General features: G+C 40.0%; 13 protein-coding genes. 5 read left to right on the forward strand and 8 right to left on the reverse strand.

Translation table 11 applies throughout. The annotated features are described in order from the left end of the window. On the forward strand, positions 1-187 hold a 187-nt coding region (locus SYJ56_RS07745; protein ID WP_323833166.1), incomplete at its 5' end, for a hypothetical protein. A gap of 10 nt (positions 188-197) precedes the next feature. Here the strand turns inward: SYJ56_RS07745 and SYJ56_RS07750 are convergent. Next, positions 198-383 (reverse strand): DUF3472 domain-containing protein, encoded by a 186-nt coding sequence (locus tag SYJ56_RS07750; RefSeq protein WP_323833168.1) that lies wholly within the window; start codon positions 381-383, stop codon positions 198-200. An 82-nt stretch (positions 384-465) separates the two neighbouring features. Further along, positions 466-576: a DUF3472 domain-containing protein gene (locus SYJ56_RS07755; RefSeq protein ID WP_323833169.1), complete on the reverse strand. Its 111-nt coding sequence runs from the start codon at positions 574-576 to the stop codon at positions 466-468. A 207-nt stretch (positions 577-783) separates the two neighbouring features. Here SYJ56_RS07755 and SYJ56_RS07760 point away from each other — a divergent pair, with 207 nt between their 5' ends. The 4 genes from SYJ56_RS07760 (at position 784) to SYJ56_RS07775 (ending at position 4,769) form a co-directional block, all read left to right on the forward strand. Continuing rightward, positions 784-1,281, forward strand: a complete 498-nt coding sequence (locus tag SYJ56_RS07760) for a class I SAM-dependent methyltransferase (protein WP_323833171.1) — start codon at positions 784-786, stop codon at positions 1,279-1,281. Between the two features lie 441 nt (positions 1,282-1,722). Then, the gene (locus tag SYJ56_RS07765; RefSeq protein WP_323833173.1) at positions 1,723-2,742 is read left to right on the forward strand and encodes an aldo/keto reductase; all 1,020 of its coding nucleotides are present in this window, start codon (positions 1,723-1,725) and stop codon (positions 2,740-2,742) included. A gap of 753 nt (positions 2,743-3,495) precedes the next feature. After that, positions 3,496-4,362 carry a hypothetical protein gene (locus SYJ56_RS07770; RefSeq protein ID WP_323833175.1) on the forward strand — a complete coding sequence of 289 codons (867 nt, stop codon included), beginning with the start codon at positions 3,496-3,498 and terminating at the stop codon, positions 4,360-4,362. A gap of 5 nt (positions 4,363-4,367) precedes the next feature. After that, a complete protein-coding gene (locus SYJ56_RS07775; protein WP_323833177.1) occupies positions 4,368-4,769 on the forward strand; it encodes a hypothetical protein in 402 nt (133 codons plus the stop codon). Between the two features lie 10 nt (positions 4,770-4,779). Here the strand turns inward: SYJ56_RS07775 and SYJ56_RS07780 are convergent, their stop codons facing one another. The 6 genes from SYJ56_RS07780 to SYJ56_RS07805 form a co-directional block, all read right to left on the reverse strand. Next, entirely contained in the window at positions 4,780-5,394 is a 615-nt protein-coding gene (locus tag SYJ56_RS07780) for a DUF4230 domain-containing protein (RefSeq protein ID WP_323833179.1), read from the reverse strand. Positions 5,395-5,675: 281 nt separating this feature from the next. Next, positions 5,676-8,369 carry a DUF7133 domain-containing protein gene (locus tag SYJ56_RS07785; RefSeq protein WP_323833181.1) on the reverse strand — a complete coding sequence of 898 codons (2,694 nt, stop codon included), beginning with the start codon at positions 8,367-8,369 and terminating at the stop codon, positions 5,676-5,678. 353 nt (positions 8,370-8,722) lie between these two features. Then, entirely contained in the window at positions 8,723-9,553 is an 831-nt protein-coding gene (locus tag SYJ56_RS07790) for a glycosyltransferase family A protein (RefSeq protein WP_323833183.1), read from the reverse strand. 28 nt (positions 9,554-9,581) lie between these two features. Then, positions 9,582-10,514, reverse strand: coding sequence for a glycosyltransferase family 2 protein (locus SYJ56_RS07795; protein WP_323833185.1), 933 nt, complete (start codon positions 10,512-10,514; stop codon positions 9,582-9,584). Positions 10,515-10,638: 124 nt separating this feature from the next. Next, a complete protein-coding gene (locus tag SYJ56_RS07800; protein WP_323833187.1) occupies positions 10,639-11,583 on the reverse strand; it encodes a glycosyltransferase family 2 protein in 945 nt (314 codons plus the stop codon). Next, positions 11,580-13,397 (reverse strand): ABC transporter ATP-binding protein, encoded by a 1,818-nt coding sequence (locus tag SYJ56_RS07805; RefSeq protein WP_323833189.1) that lies wholly within the window; start codon positions 13,395-13,397, stop codon positions 11,580-11,582. Before SYJ56_RS07805 ends, SYJ56_RS07800 begins: the two co-directional genes overlap by 4 nt. Between the last annotated feature and the right edge of the window lie 5 nt (positions 13,398-13,402).

Raw genomic sequence — 13,402 nt, forward strand, 5'->3', positions numbered from 1 at the left:
AATGCAGCAAGAGAAATGTATATTTGATTTGATTATTCCATACGGGATCCATGCTAATACATGGTCACCAATTAACGTTTCAAAATCCCCGACCTTACCAGTTGGGGATTTACATTTCTACCAGAATGCGGGAAGGGATAAAATCACCATTAGATACCTAGGCTTTCATGCTGCCCTCAAAAGTTAGCTACTTTACGTTACTTTCTCAACGTCTTAGAATGCGGGTTTAATTCTGTGGTACCGTTGAAAACCCCACCATTTCTAAGATAGAATTGTCCAAATTTTTGTCCTCCCTCATAATCCATTCTATTGCCTCGATTTGCAATGTCATCTCCGGTGAATTTAGCTTCGGTCAGCTCCATCCAGTTGCATTCAGGAGCCACAGCCCATTATTTCCATAATTGGGCGTTCCATATAACCTGATTCTGGAACAAAATTCTCTAAAAATGAATGCGATCATTTGTATCAAGTATCTTTTTTTGGTCTTAAGAAACTTGCTATCAGTAGCCATTCTCCAACTTCAGGATCTTTGAAGTATGTCGCGTAAATAGTAATTTCCTTGCCATCAGGCTTCACAGAATTGAGGAAGCTGTAGTGCAGGTGAATTATTTAAAAACTATTTTTTATAGGGACTTCTTTTTTTTGTTTTAAAACACTTTCATTTACTGGGATTTAGCTTTAAAAATAATTTCAATTTGAAAACTACACACATTCGACGGATTTAGGTATGGCAAAATATGTAGACGCTTATTCAAATTCTGAAAAGTTAAAAACAGCTTTAAAATGAGTTTTTTATTTTCCTATGACCTGACAAATTTGAAGGACGAGGATATAAATGCGCTCTATCCCATTAAGATGCAAAAGCTTTCTAGCACACATTGGACGCCAGTTGATATAGCTAAGAAAGCTATTCGATTTCTAGCTGAGGATGGAAGAAAGGTGATTTTGGATTTAGGTTCTGGGTCTGGGAAATTTTGTTTAGTAGCGGCGGCTTGTTCAGATGCAATTATAGTGGGAGTGGAGCAGCGAGAAAATTTAGTCCAGCTTTCACGGAAAGTTGCGAAAAGTTTATCATTACATAATCTGAAATTCATTCATGCAGATCTAGTCGAAATCGATTTTGAGGATTATGATTCGTTCTATTTTTTTAATGCTTTTGAAGAATTTATAAATCCAAAAGACAAAATGGATAAGACTCAGGAATTGGATGAATTTTCTTATAAAGCATACATTCAGCTTATTCACCAAAAGTTTGATCAGGCTCTAAAGGGACTAGAATAGTTACTTATTGTGGGGAATGTGCAGAGGTTCCAGAAAGCTATAGATTAATGAAGTCTGAAAATAAAGGGAAGTTGAAGTATTGGGAAAAATGGGAATAGATTTATTTCATTATGATTATTCGCATCCGATAGCTATCGGATGATGCCAGTATCCAAAATTTCTTTGCTCACCTTGTCGGATGACCGAAGACGTCCCGATGGCTATCGGGAGAACGAAGTGGCCTCAATGCTAATGTTGACAAAATCTTATAATGCTTTTGTCTCTTTACTGAGAGAAAAGCGCACATACATATAATTCATAATTACAATCCAATTGATCAATAGATTAAAAAACTTAAATCTCCCCAAGTTTTTCCTGTCTTCTTTAACATAGTAAGAAACTGTTTTAAACTTACTCCTGTTGAAATTTAGAAATCTTTTTTTAATCAAAAAACCACTACGTATGAAATACAATTCAATTGGGAATACAGGCTTGTTGGTATCTGAACTATGCTTTGGCACTATGACTTTTGGAGGGCAACAGGAGGACATGTGGGCCAAAATAGGTAAGCTCCAGCAAAAGGAAGTAAATGAAATGCTGGGCGCTGTAGTCGAATCAGGAATCAATTTTATCGATACAGCCAATGTTTATTCGTTTGGTCAATCGGAAGAGCTTTTAGGGCAAGGATTATTGGATCTGAATGTACCAAGAGACGAGGTGGTAATAGCAACCAAGCTTTTGGCTAAAATGAAGGACAAGCCAAATAGTGCCGGACTTTCCAGATACAATATTTTCAATTCTGTAGAAGCAAGTTTGAAAAGGCTCCAAATGGATTATGTAGATATTCTCTACGTGCATGGGGTAGATCCTTTGATTTCGCTAGAGGAAATTGTTCGCTCGCTGAATGATATTGTGGAATCGGGCAAAGTCCGATACATAGCCATTTGTAACTGGCCTGCGTGGATGGTGGTAAAGGCTCAGGCAATTGCTCATTACAGCCGATGGCACAAATTCATGGGTTTGCAGTATTACTATTCAGCAGTGAGCCGTGACATTGAACATGAGTTGGTACCCATGGCTGTAGACCATGATTTGGCTATATTCCCATGGAGTCCTTTGGCTGGAGGTTTTTTGACCGGGAAATTCACCAGAGATGGGGCAGATGCTGATTCCAGAAGAGCCACATTTGATTTTCCTCCAATTGATAAAGGGAAGGCATATGATCTGGTAGATGTGATGGGAGATTTAGCAAAAAATTACGATGCAAGTACCGCACAGGTTGCGTTGGCCTGGGTAAGACAGCAGCAAGGAATAACCAGTACAATCATTGGAGCGAAAACTCTGGAACAATTGAAATCGAATATAGAATCCACCCAGCTCATTTTGACAGAAGACGACCTGAAAAAAATAGATGAGGTAAGTCCACTTTCAATGCATTACCCAGGCTGGATGGTAGAAAGACAGGCGAATTATAGAAAGTGAGTTAACTAGAGAATTTTATACAGTTCTGTTATTTCATGTGTTTATAATTGTTTTTTAGTGGTCACTTCGATTAGTCGGGGCAGGCTATGGAATCTCTACACGGTGCATAATCATCCCACTGTGTGTCGCTTACGTCATTTCATATGATTATAAGTTAAATTTTTTAGTTCTTCTTGTGAAATAGTCGATTGACTTACAGGGGTTATTAAATATCCTCCTGTGTGACACTTGAGTCAAGCTCGATTTCCTTGTTCTTTTGGCTTGGCCCAAAAGAACCAAAAGGCCAAGACGCCAGCAATCTTCCGCCCTCAGACCAGCCGCACCCTTCCGCCTGAGGCGGACAAGCTGTGCTGCGTCACCTCCCGATTCACTGCGTTATCGGGACAGGCTCTGCGCGCCCTAGCAACAAGCAAATCTGCTGATGCGGTGTATGCCTGTATATAATCATCCCCCTGTGTGTTCCCGTAGGTACGGGATCATGGGTATTTCATCTGTTTATAAGTTGAATTTTTTAGTTCTTTTAGAGAAATAGTCGAGTTAGTTTACTGGGGTTATTAAATATCCTCTAGTGTGACTTCTGCGTCATGCTCGATTTCCTCTGGAGGTTTTAGGACTGGTTTTCGGATTTTAATAAGGAATAGTTATTTCTGAAAAGTCTTATTTCTTATTTGTATCTTTTTGATGCTAAATGCTATGCAAGTTTTTTAAGCATGGTATTGTTGATACGGCGAAACATTTTTAAACCAGTTGCTAATGAAAAATTATCTTTTGGAAATTAGACTTTTCCTGATTCTTCTAACTTTTCCTCTGATTCTTTTCAGTTGTGTCAATCTGAAGACAGTTGGTGATTTTTCGGCTGTATCTATGGAGAGTGTCAAAAATTTTGAGCAGATAGATTACTCATTTTTAAAGCACTGTGTGGATAGATGTACTGATGAGGCGATACGAAAGTATGAGATAAAACGTGAACAAGAATGTTCCTGTGAGCTTTACCAGGAAGCAGACAGTGTAACCCAGGTAATCTACAACTCTATTGAAGGGTATTTTGAAGGGTTGAGCAATCTTTCCCATAATGAGCTAACAAACTACAGTACTGATGCAGTTGTGAGTGCGTTGAGTGCCGATGAATTAGGACCACTAAAGATCGAGGAGAATACTGTAAATGCTTTTTCCAGCCTTTCCAATACGTTGCTTAGAGCTTCTACTGACTTTTACAGACGAAGAAAAATAACCTCTTACATTGAGCAAGCAAACGAGCCTATTCAGGTACTATTGGAAAAATTTAGGATGATTATTGGCACAAACCTTAAGGGAGAATTGAGGTTTAAGCGAGAGCGCCTGTATGCTTTCTATATGGATATGAAGATGAATGGTACTGTGATTTCGGAGTATGAAAAAGGTAAACTAGCTGCTGATTATTATCAGGCCTTGGAGTCTATTCAGCGAAAGGAAATGGAATTGGAAGTATTTGCAATGAGTTTGGATGAGATCGCGAAAGGTCATCAGGTATTGTATGACAATCGCACAAAACTTTCAGTGAAAGATCTCACTGGTTTGCTTCTGAGTTACTCCAACAATGTAAACGATCTGATCACTGAATTCAACAAACTTAATGACTAAAGCTTATGGCAAATCTGACTACCGATCAGGCAAATCAATTATCTGAAAACTTTTACAGTTTGGCGATAGCATTAGGAGACTTTAGGGTAGAAAACTGGGATAGACTTACGCCAGAGCAAAGGAAAGAACTCAGTGATATTCAATACTCTGTTATTCGATGTGGTGAAGATATTTTGGCTTTATCGACTACCTTAGTTATGGATGAGGTCGCGGATTCATTGGGTAAAATTAACACGATTTCAGAGGAGATTAAGGGGACAATAAAGACCCTGGGAAATATTCAAAAAGGGCTAAATGTTGCCGCTGCTATTTTAATTCTTGGTGTGGCTATCATTAATCGGGATACACAAGGAATCGGGAACTCGATTAAGAATGTATTTGAAACTTGGAGTTCCCCACTATCTTAAGACACACAAGTTATTTTTTGAGATTATTCATCTGCTCTGGATTTTCGATCACCTCTTCATTATACACTAATGTCCAGCCCATAGATTTGGTGAGAATATAGATATTCAGGAGCTCGCTCATCAGGCGATCCTGTGCATCTTCTTTAAGTCCAGATTCATCGATTTTCTTACGAAATTGCGCCGTAATGCTGGTTTTGATTTTGTTGTAATCTTTCCCTTCAAACGGGTTGAGATAATCCTGAGTCACATCGTAATATTCAAACTCAGGATATACATTGATCACTGGATCAGGAATCCTCACTATAGTGACAGTCTTGTTTTCCTCATCTACTTTCGTTTCCATCTGCCTGAGATCATATTCTACAGTAGCCTTTGCCTTCGCTACGATCAACGCTTTTTTGTTTGCACTGACAAGGTTTAGAAAGAGCTTTTGGGAGTTATTGTAGGTAAATACCTGTGAATAGTTAGCTTCAGTCACAATCAGCTTTCCCACCTGCTGAATCTGCTGCTGGATCATGGCCGAATTGGCCTGAAGCTCCGCCTTTTCCGTTCTACTATCTGTAAATAACCAAATGCCCCCCATTATTAACAGTGCTGCAAAAAATCCGATTACAAATCTGTTCATTTGATATTTCCTTAAAGGGTTGGGTTAAAAGTACGTGAAATAGAAAGAAAGGATTTCGCTAGTTGGCTTTTAAATACCAGTCAAAAGGGAAATTTTGATTCTATTGGAATATATCTATGCTGACCTTTCAGGCCAGACTTTGCCGCCGTTCGTGTCATCACGAACGGCTTAGACTGCCTTAATTATTGTATAAGCCATACTTGTGCTTCAGAGGTCAATAATGTTATTTGCCATGAAACGGCAGAATATTCTAACTATTCCTCTGAATTAATTTGAATTAATCACCTCGCAAATAGTGTCAATTGCTTCATAGACCAAGGTTCATCACCATTTTCAGCGGTTTCTATTTTCAAGAATCGTACATTTTCGTTGGACTTCCATTGAATGGTATTTGTTCCTTGTACACCTGATCCACTAGCAACTTCAGTCCAGTTAGTGCCATCTTTGGAAATAGAAACGCGATAGTTTTTAGGAAACTCTTTTTCACTTGCGTTAAATTGTAGCTCAGCTAAGTTTCTTTCTTTAGGTAGCTCTATCTGGAACCTCATGCCTGATTTCTGTGGACCGTCTGTTTTCCAACCCTTAAAGCTGAAAGCATAAGAAGGATCCTTAGTGGAGCCAACTCCCTGAAAGGCTGTGCTACTTGCTGTGATTTTCCAATTATCCTGAAGTGTAAGTGACTTAGGGATTTCTTCAATAAGATCGTCAAATTGGTAAGTTCCATCCTTACCTTCTGTTTCTTTTCTTAGCTGAGCTACAAATTCAGGACTCACAAAGCTTCCTGAATTACCGAAATCATTTCGAATATAAGAGACCACGGACGCAATGTATTCGTCATCGCTGCTTTCCATGGCAATCATTACACCTTCGTATTCCTTGCCGTCGAGTGCACCCGTCAGCCCATGGAGAAGCGTTTTAACTGCATACTCGGGATGGCCCATTAATCTTTGTGAACCAGAGAAAGCTGGAGCAATCAGCTCGCCTCCGCCAGTAGGAGTTCCGAGGCCTTTTACGCCATGGCAGGTAGCGCAGTAGCTATCGAAAATACTTTTACCCTTTGTGAATAGTGCCAATTCCTGAGGTTCAAACTGCGTAGCTGCTAGTTCCTTCTCTTTTGCCATTCTCTCCAAAAGCTGTGTTCCAACAACTTGGATTCCTGCTGCTTGTGTTTCTTTTAAGGTAGTATTAATCAAATCTTCAACTTGGTCAATATTCAATACATAAGCACTAAGCAAAGCCTGTAACGCAACGTCTTTGGATGAATCTTTGATCATTTCTCTGTAATCTGCCGCCAAACTTTTCTCACCATATTTATAGAGACTTTCACTTGCTCTGAGTGCCTGAATTCGCATTTGAGGACTTGAATCTTTCATCAACTTTTTGACCATTGAAATATCAAGGGAATTTAAGCCTTCCAGAGTCCATAATGCATGAATGCGGGTTAGTTCATTATCGGAGGTGTTTATCAAATTTTCCAAATCTTTCACTACTGATTTATCCTGATTCAAGATGATCAGCTGTTGTGCCTGATCCCTCCACCAGCCATTTGGATTGCTCAGATGACGTACCAGTTCGGCGGAAGTCTCTTCGTACATTCTAGGCTTCTCCTTGTTTCTTTCCATTCCCTCATAAGTCAATCTCCAGATTCGGCCATTTCCAGCAATGTCATCCATTTGGTATTGTTGGATTTTAGTGCGCAGGTAGCTTCCATCCTGAGTCCAATTTCCTTGCTGTATGATTCCACGATACATATCTACGATATACATAGTGCCATCGGGAGCCGTAGCTATATCCACAGGTCTGAAAAGTGGATCTGTAGATTGGATAAACTCTGATTGAGTTCCTCTATAGGGATTTTGTAGGTAAGAAAGACCTTCTGATTTTTCAACACTAACTTGACGGACTATTCGTCCAACAGGCTCACCATAGAAGTATTGATTTTGAATATTCTTGGGAAGTCTATCTCCACGAAATACATCGTTTCCTGCAGATCCAGTCACATTACTAAGCGAACCATCAGGTTTTGTTTCACGCATTCCAGGTTGGAAATCCGCCAATTTAATCAAGCTAAATGGTTCTCTAAAACCGTCTTTATACTGCCCTTTTACACTAAAATTGCCATAGACAAGCGGGAACTGGAAGCTTTGCGGTACTCCACCAGCGCCATCTTGAAACCAAGTCTGTCCATAATTATCTTGAGTTACTCCCCACTGCCCCCAAGGGTTTCCGGCTGGCTCTTGGATCACTCCGTCAGGAGTCCAGCGGATTCTTCGGGAGTTATACGTGCTATACATCCAGTTGTCCATGGTCCAAGTCAAGAAGCTGGTCTGATGCTCTACGTTACCGGATCTTCCTAATCCAGAGGCAAAAAGCTCTTTCTTATCTGCTTTTCCATCATTATCGGTATCGGTGTATTTATAGACATTGTCTTCATTTGACTCCATGGATAAAATGGTGTTTTTTCCAAACGGAACCACATATCTAGGAAATACTAGACTATCCAAAAAGATGACACTTGTTTCATAAACGCCATCGTTGTCCTTGTCTTCCCATCTGGAAATTCTAGAAGTAGGCATCAACTCTCCACTGGCGTCGAGATCTTGCATGTAGGTTCTCAGTTCCAGTACATACATGCGCCCATTTCCATCAAACTGAATGGCTGCAGGTTCTCTGATCTGAGGTTCGGAAAGTATAGGCTCTAGCTTGTAGCCTGGCTGAAGAATAAAAGTTTTCAATTGCTCATTGGCAGAAACAGGCACTACTGGAGGCTGAGGAGTGAGATCAATGCCCTTCCACACTGGGGATTCCATGTCTGCATCTTCAGGAATACTAATGGAAGGATAAGGTTGTTCCGTCCGTTTTGGATCTAAGGAATCAGCTGGAGAAACATCAAAGGGAGATTTTTCTGGGGTACAACTGGAAAAAATAGCCAGAGATATACCATATGAAAGTATTAGTTTATGGGCAATTCGCATTGGAGGAATATGAATAGGTTTATTATTACTTTCCTTTATTTGTAGAAGGATTTACAAATTATAAGAATCTTGGGTAAAAGACTTTACCGAAAAAATAAATGTGGGTGATTTTCAAATTCTAACTAATCCTTGCCTATTTATTTTCTCCTTAGTTCTCTATGAAGAATGTCTGGTGATTTAAAAGGGTAGAAAAGGCTTGTACGGTTTCTTTGTCTGAGACCGCACAAGCCTCAATACAGCCACAATCAAACCAGTCACACAATAAACATTGGTGCACCTGGTCAGGCTTGAGTATTCCGACTGGTTACGGATTATGGGTGTTGGATGATTATGAATATCAAACTATTGCCTGATTACTTTTTCTCAAATTTCAACAAATGGATATTTTCCTTCACTTGGAAATTGGAGATCTGAGAAAAATAGGCAGCCATTTTATTGATAGTTTTCGACCAACTTCTTGGATTTCGAATAGGCCCTCCTAAATGTTTGTTGAGGAACACTGCATGTTTTTCATTCAGTAAATCAATGGTCTTTTTCTTTGCCTGTTTTGTTACAGATTTGCGGCGTGATATGGAATGGATTCTGTAGTAAAAACCAATGCAAGAAAGTTTTTTGACTTCTCCACCATTCTCAAGTAGGCTGATCCAAAACTCCCAATCTTCCCAACCCCACTTCATCCGCTCATCAAAACCCCCAGCTAATGCCCAGTCATTTTTTCTGAACAATGCGGACACAAAGATCATGTTATCTTTTGCAAGTAACTGGGGACAAAAAGGTCTCAGGTTCCAGCGCCCTGATTTGAGACCAAATTTTTCAGCTTCGCAATATACTAATTTGATAGTCTGATCAGATTCCAATAGTTTGATTCCTTGTTTGATGTACTTCTTGCCTATTTTATCATCTGCGTCAAGAGGTAAAATATACTTGCCCTTTGCCAATCTAATTGCTTGGTTTCTGGCTACTGATGGCCCAGCATTTTCTTGTCTAAATGCTCTGACTCGGTCTGGATATTTAATTTCTAATTCCTGAGCTTTTTTGAAAGATCCATCGGAGGAACCATCATCCATGATCACGATTTCATAATTCAGATATGAACTGTTCAAAACTGAATTCACGGCATCTTCCAGGAAATTTTCATGATTGAAGCAGGGGATTATGACAGATAGTAGTGGTGTATTCTTCATTGTGGGTTGGTTTAGCTGAATGTTGGTTTTAAAGAATAGTTTTCTGATGTTCGCGGGCCAGTTTATGGTATTTAAGTAGCTGCAAAAGATCACTGAACTGGTACATTTTTGTTAAATGAGAAATGTCCCAAAGTGGGCCAGTAAGCATTACATGTTTAAATAATTTTTCTTTTTGAACCTGGTTCAAAATCAATAAAAGTTCTTTTTTCTCTGGAGAAAATGAGAGTTGCTTTATCTGCTCATTGAGCCAATTGCGGAGTTGCAGCTCGCCATAATACATTTTTAGCTTTTGCTGGCTCATGCTGTCTCCGTGAACCCTAATTTTGGTAAAGGCTAGGGAGTTGGAGAGGAATTGGAAATGGTTTCCCTTTAATGCACATTGCAGCCAGAAGTACCAATCTTCCGAATTGGAAACGGTTTCTGGAAATATTACTCCTTTCTCAATGATAGACTTTCGGATAAGAGGACTGGATACGGTCGTAAAGTTGCTTCTGATCAGTAGTTGTAAAACCTCAAACCCCTTTCCATCAATAATGGGATGTGCTGAGTTGCTTTTTAGCGTCAAATCTGTGTAAAGAGCATCCGGAGCAGCACTCTTGAAATACCAAGTCTGGCAGTAAGAAATAGCTACCTCAGAATGTTGCTCAAGCTGAGCTACCTGTAAGGAAAGCTTGTCTTTGCTGAGAAGATCATCGGCATCTAAAAACTGGATGAGCTCTCCATTACAGAGCGAAAGTCCAGTGTTTCTTGCGTTGGAAAGGCCTTTGTTTTCCTGGTAATGATACTTGATTCGAGGGTCTTTTTGCTGATAGTTTTGTGCCACTTCCCAGGTATGGTCTGTAGAACCATCATCAATAATCCATGCTTCCCAATCTTGCCAGCTTTGTGACAGGACTGAATCCAGACATTCGGCCAGATAGTCTGCATAGTTATAGCTCGGTATGATTACGGATACTTTCATCTGTTTATGATTGTTTTTCAAAGGTCATCCCGTCCCGATAATTATCGGGAGTTATCGGGAGGAATCTCGCATATTTGATAATCATACCCCTGTGTGGCGTTTGAGTCATGCTCGATTTCATAGGCTATTTGAAAATGGTTTTGGTTTTTACACCCCAGATCTGCCTGATCGCAAATCCTAATCTTCTCTTAGGTTTTTGTTTAGGAATATGTAGCAAATCATCTTGATGCTTCCAAATCGTATATCCAAACCTGAAATTGAAGTAGTTGGCGACCCGGTTTTTGCCCTGATCAAATAAATTAGTTGCAAACCCAGGACCTTCAACTAGTTTTTCATATTCGGCACAGATTTCTAACCAATCATTTTCCCGCTGGATTCTCGAAACAGTAGTTTGAAGCTTTGTTTCCTTTCGTTTAGCACCAAGGATGTCCGTTAGGTTGTGCTGATGTTGCCGATATTGGACTAGGCATTCGTCCATGAAATCGATGCTTCCGTAATGGGTAGCCACAAATACCAACCAATGATCGTAGAATCCTTTTTGGGGAAATGGGAATATGTGGTTCAATAATTTTTTACGAAAAAGCATGCTGTGTCCAGAAACACAATTGAAAAACAAGAACGATCGGGGGTTTCTTCCTCTGACAAAGTTGAGTTGAGTACTCATTTTTACCCTCATACTTTGACCTGCGCCGTCTATCAATTCGGAATCATGGTAAACCAATACATGACTCTCAAGGATAGTAAACAGCTTCTCTATTTTATCCAAAGCCCAAATATCATCTTGATCACAAGGAGCGATAAGTTCACCCGTGCAGGCTTTGAAGTTGGCTTCAAAATTCTTTTGATATCCCAAATTCTCAGCATTCTGATGAAGGGTTATCTGCGGGAAACGCTCAGCATATTCCTGGATTATTTCTACCGTTTCATCAGATGAGCAATCGTCAAAAATAGACAGCTCAAGATTAGGATAAGTTTGATAGACCAAACTATCAAGTTGCTTTCTTAGGTACCTGGCGCCATTGTAGGTACACATGGCAATTGAGATCAAAGGGAGTTTTGATGAGTTCATGCCTGAGTGAATTGTTGTTTGTCAATAAGTTTGCTATAAAGGCCTTCCTGTACCAAGAGCTCGTAATGTGTGCCTTGCTCGATGATTTTGCCCTTATCCAAAACCAAAATCAGATCAGCATTTTGGATTGTGCTAAGGCGATGGGCAATAACCAACGTAGTACGGTTTTGCATCAATTTGTTCAATGCATCCTGCACCATAAATTCAGATTCAGTATCCAGTGCGGAGGTTGCTTCATCAAGTAGGAGGATAGGAGGATTTTTCAATACCGCCCGGGCTATACACAATCGCTGTTTCTGCCCTCCAGAGAGCTTCGTGCCACGGTCACCGATATTTGATTCATAGCCTTTGGGAGTTTGTATGATGAAATCGTGCGCGTTGGCGATTTTGGCAGCCTGTTCTATCTCTTCAAGGCTAGCATTAGGATTTCCAAAAGCTATATTGTTGGCGATACTGTCATGGAATAATATTGACTCTTGATTCACTATACCGATTAGTGAGCGAAGTGAATCGCTGGAAACATTTCTAATGTCTATTCCATCAAAGCAAATACTGCCTTCTTGAGGATCGATAAATCGCGGAATCAAATCCATAAGTGTGGACTTACCACCACCTGAAGGCCCGACCAAAGCAACGGTAAATCCTCTTGGGATTACCATGGATACGTTTTTTAAAATTTTCTCATGGCCATACGAGAAACTCAGATTCTTTAAGGAAATTCCTTTTTGAAGATTTTTCAATTCAAATGGTTCTAGTTGGTCTTGAACCATGGCTTTTTCGTCAATAAGTTCCAAGACTCTTTCCCCTGCAGCTATGCCAGAATGAATGGTACTAAAGGATTCTGTAATAGCTTTCGCAGGTCGCATTACCTGTGAGAAAATAGCGATGTAAGTAATGAAGGCAGAGGCGCTAAGTTCAGATTGATTACTGATCACTAGCGAACCTCCGTAGAGTACGATAATGATCACCATTACCACCCCAAGTAGTTCAGATACAGGAGATCCTAATTGCTGGCGATAAGACATTTTTCTTCCGATCTCAGAGAATTTCACATTCTCCTGATGAAACCTGTTTTTGATTCGATCTGTGGCATTGAAAGCCTTGATGATCTTAATTCCAGAAAGCGCCTCATCCAAGTAGCTCACCATCATCCCAAATCTTTCCTGAGCTTCGGTGGCTTGGGCTTTTAGCTTTTTCACAATCTTAGAAATCACAAATGCCGAGATCGGAATCACAAGAATAGCAAACATGGTAAGCTTCACAGAGATAGCAAAAAGAATAAAAAGATAAGCGAGTAGCTGGAATGGCTCCTTGAATAATACTTGAAGTGTACTGGTCACAGAATACTGCACTACTTGTACATCTGAAGTGATTTTTGCTATGATATTTCCTTTTCTCTGCTCATTAAAGTATCCCACATGCAGGTCCATAACATGATTGAAGACTGTTTTTCTAAGGTTTAGCAGGGTATAAATCCGCAGGTTTTCTATTACTCTTTGGGAGATGTATCGGAAGGTATTGCTAAGCAGGACGGATAGGAAGATGAATAGACAAACCCATTTTAGCGCTTCGTAGGCACCCCATTCATTCTGAGTCTGGTAGACGTAATAATTGAAATAGTCCATGATGTCCACCCAGGATTCTGGCTTTGCGACCGCAACTGTCTCTTCTTTAAAAAGGGTGCTGAGTAGCGGAGCAAGTAGCGCAAGGTTCAGTGTGTTGAAAATCACTGCCAAAATGGTGAATATCACATACGGGATTGCGTACTTCTCTATAGGTTTAGCAAAAGAGAGTAATCTCCAATAGATTTGCATAGTCG

This window comes from Algoriphagus aurantiacus (assembly GCF_035156405.1).
Taxonomy (GTDB): domain Bacteria; phylum Bacteroidota; class Bacteroidia; order Cytophagales; family Cyclobacteriaceae; genus Algoriphagus; species Algoriphagus aurantiacus.